General features: G+C 62.4%; 18 protein-coding genes and 1 pseudogene. 14 read left to right on the forward strand and 5 right to left on the reverse strand.

Going from position 1 to position 18,731, the window contains the following annotated elements:
• Window positions 1-249: 249 nt before the first annotated feature.
• Complete coding sequence (locus ACSR1C_RS15715; protein ID WP_460260329.1) at window positions 250-1,221, reverse strand: LysR family transcriptional regulator; 972 nt, start codon at window positions 1,219-1,221, stop codon at window positions 250-252.
• 131 nt (window positions 1,222-1,352) lie between these two features.
• Here ACSR1C_RS15715 and ACSR1C_RS15720 point away from each other — a divergent pair, with 131 nt between their 5' ends.
• The 7 genes and pseudogenes from ACSR1C_RS15720 to ACSR1C_RS15750 all read left to right on the forward strand — a co-directional run.
• Entirely contained in the window at window positions 1,353-2,915 is a 1,563-nt protein-coding gene (locus ACSR1C_RS15720; RefSeq protein ID WP_460260330.1) for an ABC transporter substrate-binding protein, read from the forward strand.
• 84 nt (window positions 2,916-2,999) lie between these two features.
• Window positions 3,000-3,962 carry an ABC transporter ATP-binding protein gene (locus tag ACSR1C_RS15725; RefSeq protein ID WP_460260331.1) on the forward strand — a complete coding sequence of 321 codons (963 nt, stop codon included), beginning with the start codon at window positions 3,000-3,002 and terminating at the stop codon, window positions 3,960-3,962.
• Window positions 3,959-4,951 carry an oligopeptide/dipeptide ABC transporter ATP-binding protein gene (locus ACSR1C_RS15730; protein ID WP_460260332.1) on the forward strand — a complete coding sequence of 331 codons (993 nt, stop codon included), beginning with the start codon at window positions 3,959-3,961 and terminating at the stop codon, window positions 4,949-4,951. Before ACSR1C_RS15725 ends, ACSR1C_RS15730 begins: the two co-directional genes overlap by 4 nt.
• Window positions 4,948-5,877 (forward strand): ABC transporter permease, encoded by a 930-nt coding sequence (locus tag ACSR1C_RS15735; RefSeq protein ID WP_460260333.1) that lies wholly within the window; start codon window positions 4,948-4,950, stop codon window positions 5,875-5,877. The genes ACSR1C_RS15730 and ACSR1C_RS15735 overlap by 4 nt, the downstream gene beginning before the upstream one ends.
• On the forward strand, window positions 5,877-6,728 hold the full coding sequence (locus tag ACSR1C_RS15740; protein WP_460260334.1) for an ABC transporter permease: 852 nt from the start codon (window positions 5,877-5,879) through the stop codon (window positions 6,726-6,728). The genes ACSR1C_RS15735 and ACSR1C_RS15740 overlap by 1 nt, the downstream gene beginning before the upstream one ends.
• Window position 6,729: 1 nt before the next feature.
• Window positions 6,730-8,196, forward strand: a complete 1,467-nt coding sequence (locus tag ACSR1C_RS15745) for an alkaline phosphatase family protein (protein WP_460260335.1) — start codon at window positions 6,730-6,732, stop codon at window positions 8,194-8,196.
• A 26-nt stretch (window positions 8,197-8,222) separates the two neighbouring features.
• A pseudogene (locus ACSR1C_RS15750) lies at window positions 8,223-8,561 on the forward strand (IS3 family transposase); the annotation flags it as partial.
• Window positions 8,562-8,854: 293 nt separating this feature from the next.
• Here the strand turns inward: ACSR1C_RS15750 and ACSR1C_RS15755 are convergent.
• Window positions 8,855-9,085 carry a pyocin activator PrtN family protein gene (locus ACSR1C_RS15755; RefSeq protein WP_460260336.1) on the reverse strand — a complete coding sequence of 77 codons (231 nt, stop codon included), beginning with the start codon at window positions 9,083-9,085 and terminating at the stop codon, window positions 8,855-8,857.
• 102 nt (window positions 9,086-9,187) lie between these two features.
• Between ACSR1C_RS15755 and dusA the strand changes: the two genes are divergently transcribed.
• Together dusA and ACSR1C_RS15765 are read left to right on the forward strand one after the other, a co-directional pair.
• Window positions 9,188-10,165 (forward strand): tRNA dihydrouridine(20/20a) synthase DusA, encoded by a 978-nt coding sequence (dusA, locus tag ACSR1C_RS15760; RefSeq protein WP_460260337.1) that lies wholly within the window; start codon window positions 9,188-9,190, stop codon window positions 10,163-10,165.
• A 62-nt stretch (window positions 10,166-10,227) separates the two neighbouring features.
• A complete protein-coding gene (locus ACSR1C_RS15765) occupies window positions 10,228-11,052 on the forward strand; it encodes a sulfite exporter TauE/SafE family protein (RefSeq protein WP_460260338.1) in 825 nt (274 codons plus the stop codon).
• 100 nt (window positions 11,053-11,152) lie between these two features.
• Here ACSR1C_RS15765 and ACSR1C_RS15770 read toward each other — a convergent pair whose 3' ends face one another.
• From ACSR1C_RS15770 to ccmI, 3 genes are read right to left on the reverse strand one after another with little or no spacing between them, the layout of a single operon-like run.
• Window positions 11,153-11,392, reverse strand: coding sequence for a DUF1289 domain-containing protein (locus tag ACSR1C_RS15770; RefSeq protein ID WP_460260339.1), 240 nt, complete (start codon window positions 11,390-11,392; stop codon window positions 11,153-11,155).
• A complete protein-coding gene (gene ruvX / locus ACSR1C_RS15775; RefSeq protein ID WP_460260412.1) occupies window positions 11,389-11,808 on the reverse strand; it encodes a Holliday junction resolvase RuvX in 420 nt (139 codons plus the stop codon). The genes ACSR1C_RS15770 and ruvX overlap by 4 nt, the downstream gene beginning before the upstream one ends.
• Window positions 11,809-11,864: 56 nt before the next feature.
• The gene (ccmI, locus tag ACSR1C_RS15780; RefSeq protein WP_460260340.1) at window positions 11,865-13,100 is read right to left on the reverse strand and encodes a c-type cytochrome biogenesis protein CcmI; all 1,236 of its coding nucleotides are present in this window, start codon (window positions 13,098-13,100) and stop codon (window positions 11,865-11,867) included.
• Window positions 13,101-13,301: 201 nt separating this feature from the next.
• On the opposite strand from ccmI, the gene ACSR1C_RS15785 reads away from it, so the two are divergent.
• The 5 genes from ACSR1C_RS15785 to ACSR1C_RS15805 all read left to right on the forward strand — a co-directional run bounded on the left by ACSR1C_RS15785 (window position 13,302) and on the right by ACSR1C_RS15805 (window position 18,729).
• Complete coding sequence (locus ACSR1C_RS15785; protein WP_460260341.1) at window positions 13,302-14,546, forward strand: sarcosine oxidase subunit beta family protein; 1,245 nt, start codon at window positions 13,302-13,304, stop codon at window positions 14,544-14,546.
• A gap of 67 nt (window positions 14,547-14,613) precedes the next feature.
• Entirely contained in the window at window positions 14,614-14,766 is a 153-nt protein-coding gene (locus ACSR1C_RS15790) for a hypothetical protein (protein WP_460260342.1), read from the forward strand.
• Window positions 14,767-14,838: 72 nt separating this feature from the next.
• The gene (locus tag ACSR1C_RS15795; protein ID WP_460260343.1) at window positions 14,839-15,168 is read left to right on the forward strand and encodes a sarcosine oxidase subunit delta; all 330 of its coding nucleotides are present in this window, start codon (window positions 14,839-14,841) and stop codon (window positions 15,166-15,168) included.
• The gene (locus ACSR1C_RS15800; RefSeq protein WP_460260344.1) at window positions 15,165-18,188 is read left to right on the forward strand and encodes a sarcosine oxidase subunit alpha family protein; all 3,024 of its coding nucleotides are present in this window, start codon (window positions 15,165-15,167) and stop codon (window positions 18,186-18,188) included. The genes ACSR1C_RS15795 and ACSR1C_RS15800 overlap by 4 nt, the downstream gene beginning before the upstream one ends.
• Window positions 18,181-18,729 (forward strand): sarcosine oxidase subunit gamma, encoded by a 549-nt coding sequence (locus ACSR1C_RS15805; RefSeq protein ID WP_460260345.1) that lies wholly within the window; start codon window positions 18,181-18,183, stop codon window positions 18,727-18,729. The genes ACSR1C_RS15800 and ACSR1C_RS15805 overlap by 8 nt, the downstream gene beginning before the upstream one ends.
• Window positions 18,730-18,731 lie beyond the last annotated feature (2 nt).

An 18,731-nucleotide genomic window follows, 5' to 3' on the forward strand; every position in this document is an offset into this window, starting at 1 on the left:
CCGCAGGATCGCGATAATCTGAGCCTCAGTGTATCTGCTTGTCTTCATTCGAAATCTCCTCGTTCATCTTGCCGAGAAAATTCTACTTATGCAGCCCCTTACTTTCGGGGGGGATTACCGCAAGGTGTATTGTCATGATGAGTCCGGCACGAAAGCTGATTCAAACGTGCGCAACAGATCTCAAGCGCCCGTGAACCCTGCAAGACGAATAATCGTCAAATCAAAGATAATTCATCGCATTTTGTTATGTTACAGAGAGGCCTCGGCAGCAGTCGGCTCAGTGTTCCTACAGAGGCGCATCAGCCACCGGCAGAACGCGCGCGATAGATCCGGGTTTCCGCTCCGGTCCACGGCATAGGCGCGATATTGCATGCCGCTGGAAACCGAAGAGCCGGGCAGGATTTCGAGAATCCCCTGTTTGACGAGGCTGTCGATGACGATTTCGGGACCGACCATCAGCCCCTGGCCGGTGGTGACCGCAGGCAGCCCGAGATAATGGTGATCGTATTTGGCGCCGAGCATGATTTCCGAGTTTGTCAGTCCGTTCGCTTGCAGCCAGTGGGCCACGATGTCCGGGCGTGAGGTGATCACCAGCACGGGTACCCGCTTGACCACGGATATGTCCTGCTTGCGGACAAGGCTTGGAATTCCCACGCATACCAGCCGCTCGTCGGAAAGCACCCAATGGTCCGAAGGTTCTGTAACGCTGAGGTCCCGGGTGATCAATACGTCAAAGTCGTCGGTGGAGGAGGGGGGTGATAGCGACGTGACCACGTCCACCACGGCACCAAAGTCACGGGTAAAATCATGCAAATTCGGAATGAGTGTGGTGTAGGCAAAGGTCGACAGTGATGTGCGCACGGAAATCCGGTTGGGCTCGCCATGTCCGCGGCGCATCCTCTGAACGGTGAATGCAATCGCATCGATCGGTTCGCTGACAGAATCCGCAAAAAGTTTGCCGAAATCGGTGACGACCGATTTGCGTCCGCGCCGCTCAATCAGCTTGGAACCCAAATGGCGCTCGAGAACCGCGAGATGCCGGCTTGCCGCGCTTTGCGTAATTCCAAGCACCTCGGCGGCGCGGGTCACGCTGGACTCTCGCGCGATGGTTGCGAACACCCGAATGGCGTTAAGCGGCAGACTGTCCTTGCCAAATTTACCAGTGCTTTTTGTCATGTTGTGATGTGTTTCTTTAGCGGCAAGGTGTTTGGTTTTGGCCAAATACCGCTTTCTTGTTATGCAGAAAAAGCCAATTTCCATCTCTTTTTGTTATGTATGTCACCTATCTGTAGCGAAGGGCTTTCACTTTGTCACCAGCAACTACGCTCACGCAGTCAACAGGGAGATTTGCGGTGACTAAACGATATTTCACAAACAACATTCGCATCGGGGGTCTGGCTCTGATGACAGCCGGGCTGATTTCCGCTTCCGCGCTGGCCGTCCATGCCAGCGAGCTCAAAGTGGCGGTCACCAGCCTGTCCACCCATCTCGATCCGATGGGATTTAACGCAATCGTTAACATGCGCGTATCCCAAAACGTGCTCGAAACGCTTTTGCGCTATGATCCGGAAACGGGCGAATTCAGATCGGGCCTCGCCACCGAATGGAAGATGCTCAACCCCACCGTTATGTCCTTGACATTGCGGGATGGTGTCACTTGCCACAATGGCGAGGATTTCACCGCGGAAGATGTGGCCGTCATGTTCGGCCCCACGCGCTTTCAGGGAGAAGATGCGCCGGGCTTCAATACGGCCAAGCAGTTCCTCGATGTCATCAAGGACGTGCGCGCGACGGGACCGTTGACCGTTGAGATAGAAACCCGCGAACCCGATCCGCTTTTGAAAACCCGGCTGGCCAGCTGGATGAGCGAGGTGCCGTGTGCCGACGCCTATCAGGTCGCTGGCAGCTGGGAAGCCTGGGGGCAAGCCGTGGTGGGCACGGGGCCTTACAAAGTCGCCGAGGTGCGCCCAGGTGAACTGCAGCGCTTCGAACGCTTCGACGGCTATTGGGGCGAGGCGGCCCCGGTCGATGCATATACGCTTCAGGTCGTGCCTGAGGTCGCCGCGCGGGTTGCAGGCCTTCTGACTGGTGAATTCGATATCATCACGGAAATCTTTCCTGACCAGTTCAAGGTCATCGCCGATAATCCCGGTGCCGAAGTCGTGGGAGGCTCGATCCGCAATATTCGGCTGATTACCTATGACACCCGCAACAAGGTTCTGTCCGATCCCCGTATTCGCCGCGCCCTCAATCTGGCCATAGACCGTCAGCTCATCGTCGATACCATATTCGATGGACGCGTGCCTGTTCCCAACGGGTTTCAGCTTCCCTCGTTCGGCCAGATGTATATCTCCGATTTCGCCGGAACGGGCTTCGACCCGGACAAGGCTCGCGAGTTGCTCGCCGAGGCGGGTTATCAGGGAGAGGAAATTCCGTTTCAGTATCTGACCGACTATTACACCGGCGAAGTCGTCACCACGCAGATTCTGCAGCAGATGTGGAAGGATGTGGGTCTGAATGTGAAGATCGAACTCAAGGAAAACTGGGATCAAATTCTCAATGAGGAGTTCGACGCCCAACGCGGGATCATCAACGAATCCAGCAACGCCGTTTACCCCGATCCCATCGGCCAGATTTATCGTCAATTTGGCCCCAACGGATTCTATCAAGTCAAAGGTTACTGGGCCAATCAAGCCTTCAACGAGGCGAGCAAGGGGCTTTATGCCATCGAACCCGAGGCCCGCCGAGCCGCTTTCCAGAAGATGCTGGACATCTTCGAGCAGGATGCTCCGGGCACCTACCTTAACGTGTTACCTCTGTTCTATGGCAAACGGACGGATGTAAACTGGACGCCGATCGACACCCCGTTCATGGATTTCAGAAGTGGCAATCTGGATGTGGCGGCGAGTCGGTAAACCTCAGGTTCGTCACAAGGAAAGGGAAGCAGCCGGACGCCTCCGGCTGCTTCTTGTCACTATCGGTCGTAGGTTCAGGACGTCATGCCACTGTTGAACTTTGAAAACTTGCAGGTTGATTTTGCCACACCGGACGGCACTGCGCATGCAGTGCGCGGTGTCGACCTCAGTGTTAAGCAGGGCGAGATCCTGGGCATTGTCGGCGAAAGCGGCTCAGGAAAATCAGTTTTGTTTTTGGCCGCGCTCGGTCTGTTGGCGCGGTCCGCCCGGGTCTCGGGTCGGGCGGTTTTTGATGGTGATGACCTGATCAGCCTGCCTGACGAGCGCCTGAACAGCTTTCGGGGGCGGCGCATAGCCATGGTCTTTCAGGATCCCATGTCGTCTCTCAACCCGGTGCAAACCGTGGGGCACCAGCTTGGCGAAGCGATCCGCATGCATAAAGCGCACGGCGCAGGCGGCGGTTATACGCCGCAGAGCCTGCTCGCCGAGGTTGGCTTGAACGATCCGCAGCGCCAATTGCGGGCCTATCCCCATCAATTGTCCGGGGGGCAGAGCCAGCGCGTGATGCTCGCGATGATGCTGGCCGGCGATCCGGACCTGTTGATTGCCGACGAACCGAGCACCGCGCTTGATGTGACTGTTCAGGCTCAGATCCTGGAGTTGCTGCGAAGTATTTGCCGGGATCGCGGCACGACGATTGTATTGATCAGCCATGATTTCGGCGTTGTCGCGCAAATTTGCGACCGCGTGGCTGTGATGTATGCGGGCCGCGTGGCCGAACTTGCACCGATCGATACCTTGTTCGACCAGGCGCGCCATCCATACACTATCGGCTTGCTCGGTTCGCGGCCGCGCGACGGGCAGGGTGATCGTTTGACGCCGATTGAAGGCGCGGTGCCATCAGCGCTGTCGGCGATCGCAGGGTGCACATTTGCTCCGCGTTGTCCGCGCCGTATGACCGAGTGCGCACAAACGGTTGTCAGATCCGGCAATGAAACCCACTGGTATTACTGTCAAAATCCCATGAACGTTGGACGGTGTTCATGAGCGCGGCTCCATTGCTCGATGTACAGGGGTTAAAATGCGTTTATCGCACGCGCGGCCTGCCCCTCATTTCGCCCGCGTCCCAAATCAGCGCTGTTGACGAGATGAACCTGACGATCGCGCGTGGCGAGATTCTGGGTCTTGTGGGGGAAAGCGGCTGCGGCAAATCGACCCTGGCGAAGGCACTAATGGGCGTGGGGCGCTTTGAGGCGCGGCGCATGGTTTTCAACGACGTCGATATCAATATGCCGCTGCGCCGGCGGCCTCGGCAGTTGTTCCAGCGCATCCAATACGTCTTCCAGGATCCCATGGGCGCTCTTGATCCCAGAAAACCTGTTTTGTTTCAGGTTGCCGAACCGCTGCGCATACACAGGCGCAACGGCGGCGGTTGGGCGGACGGCAAGGCTCGCGAAGCACTGCGTTCCGTCAGTCTCGGTCCCGAGATCGACCACAAGTTTCCGCACGAACTATCGGGGGGACAACGCCAACGCGTGGTGATCGCCAGAGCGCTGGTGCTGGAGCCGGAATTGCTGATTTGCGACGAGCCGGTCTCCGCTCTCGATATGTCGATCCAGGCGCAGATCGTAAATCTCCTGCTCAGCCTTCGGGAAGAGCGGGATATCTCCATTCTCTTCATTAGCCACGATTTGGGTTTGGTGAGGTATTTATGCGACCGCGTGGCAGTGATGTATCTGGGCCGGATTTGCGAGATTGCGGGCTCCGATGCGCTGGTCAACAAACCGCGGCATCCGTACACCCACGCGCTGGTGTCCGCTATCCCGCCGGCTCACCCAAGCTTACGCAAACCGTACAGCGCTCTTTCAGGCGAACCGCCGCAGCCGGGATCTCCGCCGCAAGGCTGTCGGTTTCATCCCCGGTGCACGCTTGCGCAGAACGTGTGCAGCGAAACGGCGCCGAGGCTCGAAACTTTGGGCAACACCCCGCACGCGGTGGCCTGCCATCTTGTGGGCGACGGGACAATTCCAGCATGACGGTCTTCATACTAAGAAAACTGGTCCGTGCCGCGATCACGATCGTGTTGTTGGTGACCTTCACGTTTTTTGTGCTGCGCCTGACCGGCGATCCGGCCACAACGCTGGTGGGACTGGATGTGCCGCCTGAAGCTCGAGAAGCATTCCGAAAAAAATGGGGGCTCGATCAACCAGTCTGGTCACAATATCTCGCTTATGCGAAGCAATTGATGCTCGGAGACTTCGGTCGCTCGTTCATCGGCAACCGGCCCGCGCTGGACGTTGTGTTAGAACGGCTGCCAAAAAGTCTCACGTTGATGGGGCTCACCGCTCTGGCGACATTTTTGATCGGCATCCCGCTCGGCATTCTTGCTGCCGTGAAACGCGGAAGCTGGATTGATCGCTTGGCCATAAGCGCGTCGGTGGCGGGGTTGAGCCTGCCCAATTTCGTGGTCGGTATCCTTCTCATCCTGTTTTTCGGGGTTAACTTGGGGCTCCTGCCTACAACCGGTAGCGACACCGCATGGCACTTCGTACTGCCGGTCATCACTATGGCGACGGGCGATGCGGCAGTATTCTCGCGCTTCACCCGCTCTGCAATGCTTGATGTACTCAACCAGCCCTTCATGAGAACCGCCAGGGTGAGGGGACATAGCCGGGCGAGCGCCGTGACTTGGCAGGCCATTCCAAATGCCGCAATCCCTCTGGTGACCGTGATGGGCCTTTATGTAGGACGCCTGGTGGTGGGCGCTGTGGTGACGGAAAATATCTTCGCCTGGCCCGGCGTGGGCAGTTTGCTGGTGAGCTCGGTCGAAAACCGCGATCTGGCAGTGGTGCAAACCATCATGATACTTGTCGGCGTCACCATGGTTCTGACCAATCTGATGGTTGACATAGCCTATCGCTGGCTCGATCCGCGCACGGTCAATCAGGAGAGGGGCGAATAATGCGCGGATCTAAATTTACACGCCAATTGCCGATTCTGGCTTGGGCATCGATCATTTGGGTCGGCCTGATCGTGGTCGTTGCCATATTTGCCGACCAACTCGCACCGTACGACTTCGCCAGCATCGATTTGCACCAAAGGCTCGCGCCACCCGTCTTGATGGACGGGGGCAGTATACTTCACCCGCTCGGTACCGATGATCTCGGACGGGATGTGTTGTCGCGTACCATTCAGTCTATTCGCACCAGTTTGTTGGTGGCCCTGCTTGGAACGCTGATCGGCGCGGTCATCGGAACGTGCCTCGGTTTTCTGGCCGCGCGCTATCGGGGTTGGGTGGATGATCTGATTTCCGCTGCGGTGGACTTTCAGGCCGCCCTGCCGTTCTTGATCCTGGCGCTCGCGGCACTTGCCTTTCTGGGCAACAGCTTTGCCCTTTTTGTGGGGATCATGGGCATATACGGCTGGGAGCGCTATACGCGCATTGTACGCGGTATGACCCTTGCGGCACAGGCACAGGGCTATGCTGTCGCACTCGGCATGCTGGGCGCATCGTCGTTCCGGATTTATTTCGTCCACATTCTGCCCAACATCGCCAGTGTTCTGATTGTGAACATGACGCTCAATTTTCCGGAAACAGTGCTTCTGGAAACATCCTTGTCCTTTCTTGGCCTCGGCATTCAGCCGCCGATGACAAGTTTGGGCAATATGGTCGGCTTCGGCCGCGATTATCTGATCACCGCCTGGTGGATCGCGGTCTTTCCCGCCATGGTGATCTTCCTGACCACACTGGCCTTCAGTATTCTGGGTGACTGGCTGCGCGACCGGCTTGATCCAGCATTGCGGGGAACCTGATATGAGCAAGGTCATCCTGATCGGTCTCGACGGCTTTCGTCCCGACATGCTCGATGCTGCCCGTACCCCTAATCTTCATACGCTTGCCAGCCTGGGCGTGCAATTTTCACGGCATACGGCGGTTTTCCCAAGTGAAACCTATGTCTGCACGACGTCAATCATGACCGGACAGCCTCCCGCCCGCCACGGCATTATGGCCAATTCATTCTTCGATCCCAAAGTGTCCATGCATGAACCTTGGGACGGGTCGCGGCTCGATATGATCGAGGCTGGCATGTGTGCGTATGATGGGCGGCTGATCGCAGCACCAACACTTGGCGACGCGCTAGCCCATGCCGGCAAGCGGCTCTGGGTGCTGAGCGGAAACTCTCCCGGCAGCGCACGGCTCATGCATCCCCGCATTGCCGATTATCCCAGGCATGTTCTAATCTCGGGGCACGATTTGGAGCATTCGCTGCCGGGCCATATCGCGAACGAGTGCCTTGGTGCGCTGGGAAGGCCGGTTTCCGCCGACTGGCCTTCGGACGATATGGCGGTGCAGCGCTATATCACCGATGCCTTTTTGCTGCTGGCCGGGCAGAACCCGCTGCCGGATGCGACAGTGATCTGGTATGGCGAACCTGACCATAGTTTCCACGCCTTCGGGCTTAGTGCGCCTCAAACGCGCACAACGCTCCGAAGTCTCGATGTTGAAGTGGGACGCATAGTGGACTGGTGGCAATCTCACCCCGAACGCGAACAGATCCAGCTGATAGTAACCTCCGATCACGGACACCTCACGCAAACACACCGCGTCGATACACGGTCAATTTTCGAGTCTTGCGGGCTTCGGGTCGGCCAGAACGTTGCTGAAGGGGCCGACATAGCGCTGGCGCCAGGTTACGTTGGAAATCTGCGTGTGCGCAACGGTGATCCGGGTCTTGCCGCAGCCGCCGCGGCAGCCTTGATGGCGCATCCCCAAGCAGGCTTGGTTCTTACCGCGGCAGGGACCGATATTGAAGGTATCGTTAAGGGTACGTTTTCGCAATCACTTGTCGGTTTGAACCATCCGGGCCGGAGCCCCGATATCACGTTCACGTTGCGAACCTGTGCACCGTCCGTTCCCAGTAACAAATGCACCTGCTGCTTCGACAACAGTCTTTCCGTGGGCGCAGGCACCCATGGTGGCCTCCATCCAGATGAAATGGCGTGTTTGCTTGTCATGGCCGGCGGGGCTTTCGCTCAAAGCCGGAAAATACAGGCACCAAGTTCCCTAATTGATATTCTGCCCACGATACTCTGCCTTCTGCAAGAAGACGCGAATAGCTTACCTGGCCGGGTCTTGAGCGAGGCGTTTTCAAACCATCTCCCTGCGCGGGAAGCCATGCAGGTGCAGGTATTCCGGATCGGCTCTGGTGAATACGAGCAGGAAATTCACTTCCTGAAATGGGGCAAATACCGCTATCTTAACAGGGGGCGAAGAATTTAGACACAATGCGCGATTGGCCATAGACCGATCTGCACAGCTGGCTGCGCACCCTTGCCAGTGAGCGCCAGTGCTTCGGCTTTCGGCGGCTGTTCATCCTGCGGCGGAGGGAAGGCGAGCCCTCCGGCTTCAACCGTATCTACCGGCTCCATCGCGAGGAAGCGCTGACGGTGCGCAGGCGACGGGCACGACGCAGAGCGGTAGGCACGCGAGCGCCGATCCTGGTTGAGGCCCGACCCAATGCTCGATGGTCTCTGGGCTTCGTGCACGACCATTTCGCATGTGGATGCCGCTTCCAGGTGCTGAACATCGTCGACGATGTCACGCGCGAATGTCTGGCCGCGATCCCGGACACCTTGATCTCCGGCCACGGCTTCGGCTTCGATCCCCGGGGCAGGGCATTTGGTTGCCGATATCGTGGCCGGTGTCCCGCCAATCGTACCTTGGGAGCCATTCATGTTTGACCGCCTTGGCCATTGATGTACGCTGTTTCCGATCAAACCAAATGGTCTTGGCCCTAGATTGCCAACCAATTGAGGGTAGCCACGTCGTGTTCGAGCATTTTTGGGGCAAGAAGCGAACTGCTTGCGCTTGAGTGCGTGCCTGGCGCTTTGCTCGCTCAGCTCCAGCCGTTCATCTGCGATAGTTCTTTTTTGGCTACCTAGCGCCGTGTGTCGAGATAGTCCGCCAGATCCTGCAAATGTACACCTTTAGCGCATTTTTGACTGTGTTCCATTCGCATGAGTGGCAGGGCGATATCGCCAGAACCGAGTTTGCGAAGAAATTTCGGGAGCGTCAGATGCGAAAAGAAATCGCGACGTACTTCATCGACCGGAATGATGGCTTTGCCGTTGTATTGCGCCATGAGCAGGAATGTGGTGTTGAGCGACATCGGGGATTACACTTTGAAAAACTGAATGAAATGAGTCACATAACACATCTATCGGCAATGTCAGTCTGTCCAATCTCAAGATAGTTTAAAAACTGTATATAAATGATTGAAAAACATAGAAAATTCTCCATCGCTCCCATGATGGATTGGACGGACCGCCATTGCCGATATCTGCACCGGCTGATGTCGTCTTACACGCTGCTTTACACCGAAATGGTCACTGCGCCCGCGTTGGTGCGCGGCGGGGCGCGGCATTTGCTGGGGTTCGATCCGGCCGAGCATCCGGTGGCGGTGCAGTTGGGCGGCTCGGACCCGGCCGAGTTGGCCCGGGCCACCGCGATGTGCTGCGACGAAGGCTATGACGAGGTGAACCTGAACGTCGGCTGCCCGTCCGACCGGGTGCAGTCGGGCTGTTTCGGTGCTGTGCTGATGGAACGCCCGGAACTGGTGGCCGACTGCGTGGCGGCGATGATCGCGGCGGCGCGCGTCGAGGTGACGGTGAAATGCCGCATCGGGGTGGACGATCAGGACCCCGAACAGGTTCTGCCCGGTTTTCTGGAAACGGTCAGCGCAGCGGGGGTCACGCGGTTCACCATTCACGCGCGCAAGGCCTGGCTGCAGGGGCTCAGCCCCAAGGAAAACCGCGATGTCCCGCCGCTCGACTATGATCTGGTGTTGCGGATGAAGCGGGCGTTTCCGCATCTGCATATTTCGGTCAATGGCGGGATTGCGACGCTGGATCAGGCGCGCGGCTTTCTGGAGGCGGGGCTGGATGGGGTGATGATCGGGCGGGCGGCCTATCACACCCCCGCCGATATCCTGCTGGGCGCCGATGAGGTGATCTTCGGCCAGCCGGGGCGCAAGACGGCCGAACAGGTGGTGAATGAAATGCGCCCCTATATCGCGCGGCACCTGGCGCAGGGCGGGCGGCTGCACAGTGTCACCCGGCATATGCTGGGTCTGTTTGCCGGACGCCCCGGGGCGCGCGGCTGGCGCCGGGCCCTGTCCGAGGGCGCGCATCGCCCCGATGCCGGGCTGGCGGTGCTGGACGCCGCACTTGCGTCGGTCCGCGCGGCATGATCGCGCTGGCCCTTGGCGGATCCCTTCGGTAAGGGAGGACAAAACCGGGGAGGGGAGAGACCATGGACGATCCGATTTTGCTGATGACGCTGCTGGGTCTGTTGCTGGCCATCGGCGCGCTGGCCGGGCTGATTGCCGGGCTGCTGGGGGTGGGTGGAGGCATCGTTCTGGTGCCCGCGTTTCTGTATACGTTCACGGCCCTTGGCTATGACAGCCCGCAATTGATGCAGATCTGTCTGGCCACGTCGCTGTCCACCATCATCGTGACCTCGGCCCGTTCGGTCCTGAGCCACAACCGCAAGGGCGCGGTGGATTGGGATATTCTGCGCACATGGGCGCCGGGCATCATGGTCGGTGCGGTGGTCGGGGTGCTGGTGGCGTCGAATCTGCGGTCCGGCGTGTTGCAGGGTATTTTCGGCGTGCTGGCCATTTGCATCGGCCTGTATCTGGCGTTCGGCAAACCGGGCTGGAAGATCGCCGATCAGATGCCGGGCGGGATCATGCGCGCGGTTCTGTCCTGGGCGATCGGCTTTCTGTCGGTGCTGATGGGGATCGGCGGCGGGTCTTTCGCGGTGCCGATGATGACGCTGTATGGCCAGCCGATCCACCGGGCGGTGGCGACGGCGGCCGGGTTCGGGGTGGCGATCGCGCTGCCCTCGGTCATCGCCTTCCTGTTCGTCGTGATCCCGGCCGAGGTGCGGCCGCCCTATACGCTGGGCGCGGTGAATATCCCGGCCTTCCTGATCGTGATCGCGATGACCCTGATCACCGCGCCGATCGGCGCGCGGCTGGCCCACAGCATGAACCCCAAGCCGTTGCGCCGGGTCTTTGCCGCCTTCCTGATCTTGGTGGCCGCGAACATGCTGCGCAAGGTTCTGGGCTTCTAAAACCGGCGCGGCGCGGGCGCAAAGCCGTAGACCGCACCGATGGGCGCGCCCGGATGATCGCGTGACCGGGCGTGGCCGCATGTCAGCGGTTTGCCCCCAGTCAGGTCTCGCGCTTCAGCCGCGCCGCCCGCCCCCCGCGCCGTTTGGCAATGCGCGGCGCGCGTGCCGGCAGTTGCGCCATGATTTCGGCCCGGTCCGCGGGGGTCATTTGCGCCCATCCGGCGATTTCGTCCAGTGTGCGCAGACAGCCGGTGCACAGGCCCGCGTCGGGGTGGATCACGCAGATCCGTACGCAGGGCGACTGCGGCTCGGCGCGTTTCCAGATCGCGTCGTCGATCATGCGCCCGCCCTTATGTGATGCATCCGGTCCAGCACTCCTTGCAGGATATAGCCCGCCGCGACGTGGTCGATCACCTCGGCCCGGCGACGGCGCGAGGTGTCGGCCTCCAGCAGCGCGCGTTCGGCGGCGACGGTGGACAGGCGTTCGTCCCAAAAGCCGATCGGCAATTCGGTCAGCCGCGACAGGTTGCGCGCAAAGGCGCGGGTCGACTGACAGCGCGGCCCTTCCGAGCCGTCCATGTTGCGCGGCAGGCCCAGGATCAGCCCGCCCACCTCGCGCGCGGTGGCGATTTCCAGAAGCCGGGCGGCATCGAGGCCGAACTTGCGGCGCTTCACCGTTTCCAGCGGGGTCGCGACCGACAGCAGCCGGTCGGACACGGCCACGCCGATGGTCTTGTCGCCCAGATCAAGCCCCATCAACGCGCGGTGCAGGGGCAGGGCGGCGGCAAAGCCCGCGATATCCTCGTACACGCTCACTCGGCCACGCCCGCGTTTTCGGCGGCGGCGCGGATTTGCGCCAGCTGATCGGGGCGCTGGCCAAAGACCTGCTGCGCCTCGGCCCAGATCGCGGCGGCGCGGTCGGCCTCGCCCAGCATCCCCAGCGCGTTGATCAGCTGCGCCCATTCGGCGGCGGTGCCACCTTCGTTCGCCAGCCGGTCATTCAGTCCCTCGACCATGCCGCGGATCATCTGCGTCCGTTCCTCGGGGGTCATGTCGGCGGCGGCCTGCATGTCCTCGTCGCTGGGGCCGCGCAGGGCCGGGGTGCCGGCGGCGGGTGGCAGGGTGTAATCGACCCCGGCGCGCCAGGCCAGCTCTTCGATCCCGTCGCGGATCGGCGCGATCCAGGGGGCGTCCGGCGCACTGTCGTTCAGCAGCGCGCGCCAGACCCGAAAGGCGATGTCGGGCCGGCCGGTCTGGGCATAGAGCAGGCCCAGATAGAAGCGGGCCGAGCCGTTGGTCTGATCACGGTTCAGGGCCTGTTCCAGCGCGGCCTCGGCCTCGGGCGAGATATAGCCGCCGGCGGCCAGGATCATCATTTCTGCCAGGATCGCGAAATCCTCGGCCGTGGCCTGATCCTGTTTCAGGCCGATCATCCGCGATTGCGCCACATAGGCCGCCTTGAAATTGCCAAGGGCGGCCTCGTTGCGGGCCAGCAGGATCAGACCCTCGGTATCGTCGGGGCGCTGTTCGACCACGGCGCGCAACTGTTCGACCAGTTCCTGATGGCGCGGGTCGGGGGCGTCCAGATCGGGCGAGGGCGGCAGCATCGCCTCGGCCTGGGTCTGGCGGGGGCGGTTCTGGCGGGCGGTGTCGGCGGCATCCTTGCGCGCCTGCAAGGGCAGGTCGGGATAGCCCGGCGCGCCGATCCGCTGATACAGCGCCAGACTGCCGCCCAGCACCAGCGCGGCGCAAAGCCCGCCCACGGCCCAGGTCAGCGGCTTGGGCGCGCGCGCGCCATCCGTGCCGGCCTGCAGGGCGCGGTCGGCCTCCAGCACCCGGCGCGAAACCTCCAGCCGGACCCGCTCGGCATCGTCTTCGGTGACCACGCCGCGGGCCAGATCCTTTTCGACCTCGCGCAGCTGATCCCGATAGACCTTCAGGTCATAGGCGGCCGCAGGCGCATCGCCCGCGCGCCCGCGCAACAGCACAAGCAGCAGTAGCGCGGCGACGAATGCGGCCAGAATGGCGGCGAAAAGCCAGAAACCCATGATCCCTCCCGGAAAACCTTTGGGGAGGATGTATTATTTCTGCGCCCGGTCCGAAAGGGGCAAGCGCCGGGGTGCGGCAACCCGCGCGCCCCGATGTCGTGTTTTTTTCGTATTGTGCCGTTCCTGGTCGTGGCGCATCGCGGTTTCCGTTCCACTAGGATAGCAGGGGTCACACCCGCAAAAGGGGATTCGTCCGTGTCCATGAAACGCTATTCCGTTTTCGCCCTGGCGCGCGAGGCTGCACGCTACCACACCGGCTGGGGCCGGGCCTGGGCCGCGCCCGAGCCGAAGACGCGCTATGACGTGGTGATCGTGGGCGCGGGCGGCCACGGGCTGGCCACCGCCTATTACCTGGGCCGAAACCACGGCATCACCAATGTGGCGGTGCTGGAAAAGGGCTGGCTGGGCGGCGGCAATACCGGGCGCAACACCACGATCATCCGGTCGAACTATCTGCAGGATCCGTCGGCCGCGATCTATGAAAAGGCGCGCGGGCTTTATGAAACCCTCAGCCAGGATCTGAACATGAACGTGATGTTCAGCCCGCGGGGGGTGATCATGCTGGCCCAGACCGAGCATGAAAAGCGCGGCTATCAGCGCACCGCCCACGCCAACGCGCTGCAAGGGGTGGCGACCGAATGGATCGGACCCGAGCGGGTGAAAGAACTGGTGCCGATCATCAGCCTTGATGGGCCGCGCTATCCGGTTCTGGGCGGGCTTTGGCAGGCGCGCGGCGGCACGGCGCGGCACGATGCGGTGGCCTGGGGTTATGCGCGGGCCTGTTCGGCGATGGGGATGGACATCATCCAGAACTGCGAAGTGACCGGCGTGCGCAGGCAGGCCGGGCAGGTGGTGGGCGTGGACACCACCCGCGGTGCGATCGCCTGTGGCAAGCTGGGGCTGGTGGTGGCCGGGTATTCGGGCCATCTGGCCGATATGGCCGGGTTCCGCCTGCCGATTGAATCGGTGGCGCTGCAGGCGCTGGTTTCAGAGCCGATCAAGCCGTGCATGGATGTGGTGGTGATGGCCAACACGGTGCATGGCTACATGTCGCAGTCGGACAAGGGCGAGATGGTGATCGGCGGCGGTGCGGACGGATTCAACAACTATACCCAGCGTGGCAGCTTTCACCATGTCGAGGAAACCGTGCGCGCCCTGGTGGAAACCTTCCCGATCATCAGCCGCCTGAAGATGCTGCGCCAGTGGGGCGGGATCGTGGACATGACCGGCGACCGCTCGCCGATCATTTCGAAAACCCCGCTGGGCGGGTGTTTCATCAATTGCGGCTGGGGCACCGGCGGCTTCAAGGCGATCCCGGGCAGCGGCTGGGCCATGGCCGAGCTGATGGCCACGGGGCAATCGCCGCTGGCCGCCGCCTTCGGGCTGGAGCGGTTCCGCGAGGGCCGGTTCATCGATGAAAGCGTGGCGGCGGGGGTGGCGCATTGACCCGCCGGAACCAAACCCCGACCCACCGCGTTGCACCTTTGATAACTGTATCAAAGGAGACGCCGAAATGGCTGAAACGAAAAGCAATCCCGCGCTGGCCTTCATTCTGGGCGCGGTGGTCGTCGTATTGGGCGGCGTGGTTTGGTATGTCTATTCCGGCGGCCAAATCCCCGGCCAGAATGAGCCTGAAATCCAGATCGACCTGCCCGACGGGAACTGATCCGTTCCATCCAGACCGTAATCCCGGCGGGTGCCTTTCGGCGCCCGCCTTTTGCTTGCCGGAAGTTGCCACATGCTGCTGCTGACCTGCCCCTATTGCGGCATCCAGGCCGATGAAACCGAACTGCACCCCGGCGGCGAGGCGCATCTGAAACGCTTCGGCCCCGGCGCCTCCGACGACGATTTCGAGGCCTATCTGTTTCACCGCGAAAACCCCATGGGCGTGCATTTCGAGCGCTGGCGCCACGCCCATGGCTGCGGCAAGTGGTTCCATGCCGCGCGCTGCACCCGGACGCTGGAGGTGTTCGGCACCTATCCCGCACAACTTACCGCGCCGCCCGACGCCCTTCGCGCCGCCATTTCCGCAAAACGCCCCGGCTGGCGCTGGAAGGATTTCGCATGAGCACCCGACTGGCAACCGGCGGCCGCCTGATCGACCGCAGCCGCCGCCAAGGCTTTACCTTCAACGGCAGGCATCTGTCGGGGTTCGAAGGCGATACGCTGGCCTCGGCGCTGTTGGCCAATGATCAGATGCTGATCGGCCGCTCGTTCAAGTACCACCGCCCGCGCGGGCTGGTGGCGGCGGGCGCCGAGGAACCCAACGCGCTGATGGGGCTGGGCACGGGCGGGCGGTTCGAGCCCAACCAACGCGCCACCACGACCGAGTTGTTCGAGGGGTTGCAGGCGCAGAGCCAGAACCACTGGCCCAGCCTGGACCTTGATATCGGCGCGGTGAATGCGCGCCTGTCGCGGTTCCTGCCGGCGGGGTTCTATTACAAGACCTTCCTTTATCCGCGCGCCTTCTGGAAACATGTCTATGAACCCTTCGTCCGGCAATCGGCAGGGCTGGGCAGGCCGCCGCAGGATCGCGACGCGGATGGGTACGAGCATTTCCATGCCTTCGCCGATCTGGTGGTCGTGGGCGGCGGCATTGCCGGGTTGCAGGCCGCGCTGGTGGCTGGCCGGGCCGGGGCGCGGGTGCTGGTGCTGGAACAGACCGCCCATTGGGGGGGGCGCGCGCCGGTCGATGGTGCGCGGATCGCTGGCAAGCCCGCCGATGAATGGGTCACCGACATGCTGGCCGCGCTGCGGGCGATGGATAATGTCACCCTGCGCGCCCGGACCATGGGCGCGGGGGTCTATGATCACGGCTTCGTACTGGGCTATGAGCGGTTGACCGATCATGCGCCCGAAACCGGCGGCCCGCGCCACCGGCTGTGGAAGATCCGCGCGCGCCAGGTCATCACCGCGACCGGCGCGATCGAGCGACCGTTGTCCTTTGCCGGCAATGACGTGCCCGGCGTGATGCTGGCCGCGGCCATTCGCGATTATGCGGTGAACTGGGCGGTGTCGCCGGGGGACCGTACCGTGGTGGTGACCAATAACGACGATGCCTACCGCACCGCGATCTGCCTGAAACGGGCCGGGCTGGAGGTGCCGCTGATCGTCGATGCCCGCCCGCAGGCCACGGGCGCGTTGCCGCAGGCGGCGCGCGCGCTGGGGATCCGGGTGGCGACCGCCAAGGGCGTGGCGAAGGTGCTGGGCGGCAAGCGCGTGACCGGGGTTGCGATCTGCGCCCAGGCGGGCGAGGGCACGGTGCTGGAAGAGGTGCCTTGCGACGCGGTGGCGATGTCTGGCGGCTGGTCGCCGGTGGTGCATCTGTGGTCCCATTGCGGCGGCAAGCTGTTGTGGAACGCGGATTATGCGATGTTTCAGCCCGACCCCGACCGCGCCCCCACCGGGGCGGACGGGCGGCCCTTTGTCCACGCGGCGGGTGTCGCTGCGGGCACGGGCGGTGCCGGGTTGGGCAGTTATGAAACCTTGCGCTCGGCCTCGGACGCGGCGGTTGCGGCCTGCGCGGCGCTTGGCTCTGACGCGGGCGCGGTGACCGTGCCCGACGTGGTGGAGGAGGACGAAGCCCCCCTTGCCCCGGTGTGGAAGATGCCGCAGGGTGCCGCAGCCGGGCTGCGCGCGAAGATGTGGCTCGATTTCCAGAACGATGTGAAAGTGTCCGATCTGCAGCTTGCCGCGCGCGAAGGTTATGAAAGCGTCGAACACGCCAAGCGCTATACCACGCTGGGCATGGCTACGGATCAAGGAAAGCTGAGCAATATCAATGGACTTGCGGTGCTTTCTGATGCGTTGGGTCAGCCGATCCCGCAGGTTGGCACAACCACATTCCGCCCGCCCTATACGCCGATCTCGATGGGTGCGATTGCGGGCGCGGCGCGCGGCCGTCTGTTTCAGCCGCTGCGCCGCACCCCGATGCAGGAATGGCACGAGGCGAATGGCGCCGATTTTGAACCCGTGGGCCAGTGGCGGCGGCCCTATTGCTATCCGCGCGCGGGCGAAAGCCGTGCCGACGCGGTGATGCGTGAGGTAAAGAATGCCCGACAAGCCATTGGTTTGCTTGATGCGTCCACGCTTGGAAAGCTTTTGGTCAAGGGGCCGGATGCGGGGCGGTTTCTGGATCTGATCTATACCAACATGATGTCCACGCTGAAGCCGGGCCGCTGCCGCTATGGGCTGATGTGCAGCGAGAACGGCTTTTTGATGGATGACGGCGTGGTGGCCCGGATCGACGAGGATACCTTCCTGTGCCACACCACCACCGGCGGGGCCGAGCATATCCATGCCCACCTGGAGGAGTGGCTGCAGACCGAATGGTGGGACATGAAGGTGTATGTGGCCAACCTGACCGAACAATTCGCCCAGGTCGCGGTGGTCGGCCCCAAGGCCCGCGCGCTGCTGGAAACGCTGGGGGGCATGGATGTGTCTGCCGGGGCGCTGCCCTTCATGGGGTGGGCCGAGGGCACCTTGGGCGGCATTCCGGCGCGGGTTTTCCGGATCTCGTTCTCGGGCGAGTTGAGCTATGAGATCGCGGTCGATGCGTCGCGCGGACGGGCGCTGTGGGATATGTGCGTGACGGCGGGCGAAGCGTTCGGGCTGATGCCTTACGGTACCGAGGCGCTGCATGTGATGCGGGCCGAGAAGGGGTTCATCATGATCGGCGATGAAACCGACGGCACGGTGATACCGCAGGATCTGGGGCTGGGCTGGGCGGTGTCGAAGAAGAAGGACGACTTCATCGGCAAGCGTGCGCAGGAGCGTGCGCATATGACCGACCCCGACCGGTGGAAACTGGTGGGGCTGGAGACGCTGGATGGCACGGTGCTGCCCGACGGCGCCTATGCGGTGGACGCGGGCATGAACGCCAATGGCCAGCGCAACACCCAGGGGCGCGTGACCTCGGCCTATCATTCGCCCACGCTCGGGCGCGGTATCGCGCTGGGGCTGGTGCGCCATGGCCCCGACCGGATGGGCGAGGTGATCGGCTTTGCCACGCTGGGCGGCGGTACCGTTCACGCGCGGATCGTCGATCCGGTCTTCTTTGACAAGGACGGGGAGAAGCAGAATGTCTGAACCTGTGGGCGCCGCGGTCCGGGTCGCGATTTTGCCTCCGCGCGGCATGATCACGGTGCGCGGCGATCTGGCGTCGGTGGCGCTGAAAAACGCGGTGACCGGGGTGGCGGGGGTCGATTTCCCCGGCCAGCGCCAGATCAACCATGTGGCCGAGCGGGGCATTGGCTGGATGTCGCCCGACGAACTGCTGGTGCTGGTGCCCCATGCCGAGGCCGCGCAGGCCGTCGTTACAATGCGCGCCACGCTGGCGGGTGAGCACAGCCTTGCGGTCAATGTCTCGGACGCGCGGGCGATGTTTCACATCAGCGGCCCCGGCGCGCGCGAGGCGCTGGCCAAGCTGGCGCCGGTCGATCTGTCGCCCGCAGCCTTCGGCCCCGGCACCCTGCGCCGTACCCGCGCGGCACAGGTGCCGGTGGCGCTGTGGCTGGCAGAGGACGATGCGTTCACGCTGATCTGCTTTCGCTCGGTCGCGAACTATATGTTCGAGTTGCTGAAAAACGCCGCCGCGCCCGGTGGCGCGGTCGGCTATTTCACCGGCTGAGG

Source organism: Actibacterium sp. D185-2, from assembly GCF_054954595.1.

Bases quoted from the DNA above. Each gene is read 5' to 3' on its own strand.
- ACSR1C_RS15725 (WP_460260331.1), top strand. From the start codon at position 3,000: ATGCCACTGTTGAACTTTGAAAACTTGCAGGTTGATTTTGCCACACCG.
- ACSR1C_RS15730 (WP_460260332.1), top strand. From the start codon at position 3,959: ATGAGCGCGGCTCCATTGCTCGATGTACAGGGGTTAAAATGCGTTTAT.
- ACSR1C_RS15735 (WP_460260333.1), top strand. From the start codon at position 4,948: ATGACGGTCTTCATACTAAGAAAACTGGTCCGTGCCGCGATCACGATC.
- ACSR1C_RS15740 (WP_460260334.1), top strand. From the start codon at position 5,877: ATGCGCGGATCTAAATTTACACGCCAATTGCCGATTCTGGCTTGGGCA.
- ACSR1C_RS15745 (WP_460260335.1), top strand. From the start codon at position 6,730: ATGAGCAAGGTCATCCTGATCGGTCTCGACGGCTTTCGTCCCGACATG.
- ACSR1C_RS15755 (WP_460260336.1), bottom strand. From the start codon at position 9,085: ATGTCGCTCAACACCACATTCCTGCTCATGGCGCAATACAACGGCAAA.
- dusA (WP_460260337.1), top strand. From the start codon at position 9,188: ATGATTGAAAAACATAGAAAATTCTCCATCGCTCCCATGATGGATTGG.
- ACSR1C_RS15765 (WP_460260338.1), top strand. From the start codon at position 10,228: ATGGACGATCCGATTTTGCTGATGACGCTGCTGGGTCTGTTGCTGGCC.
- ACSR1C_RS15770 (WP_460260339.1), bottom strand. From the start codon at position 11,392: ATGATCGACGACGCGATCTGGAAACGCGCCGAGCCGCAGTCGCCCTGC.
- ruvX (WP_460260412.1), bottom strand. From the start codon at position 11,808: ATGGGGCTTGATCTGGGCGACAAGACCATCGGCGTGGCCGTGTCCGAC.
- ccmI (WP_460260340.1), bottom strand. From the start codon at position 13,100: ATGGGTTTCTGGCTTTTCGCCGCCATTCTGGCCGCATTCGTCGCCGCG.
- ACSR1C_RS15785 (WP_460260341.1), top strand. From the start codon at position 13,302: ATGAAACGCTATTCCGTTTTCGCCCTGGCGCGCGAGGCTGCACGCTAC.
- ACSR1C_RS15790 (WP_460260342.1), top strand. From the start codon at position 14,614: ATGGCTGAAACGAAAAGCAATCCCGCGCTGGCCTTCATTCTGGGCGCG.
- ACSR1C_RS15795 (WP_460260343.1), top strand. From the start codon at position 14,839: ATGCTGCTGCTGACCTGCCCCTATTGCGGCATCCAGGCCGATGAAACC.
- ACSR1C_RS15800 (WP_460260344.1), top strand. From the start codon at position 15,165: ATGAGCACCCGACTGGCAACCGGCGGCCGCCTGATCGACCGCAGCCGC.
- ACSR1C_RS15805 (WP_460260345.1), top strand. From the start codon at position 18,181: ATGTCTGAACCTGTGGGCGCCGCGGTCCGGGTCGCGATTTTGCCTCCG.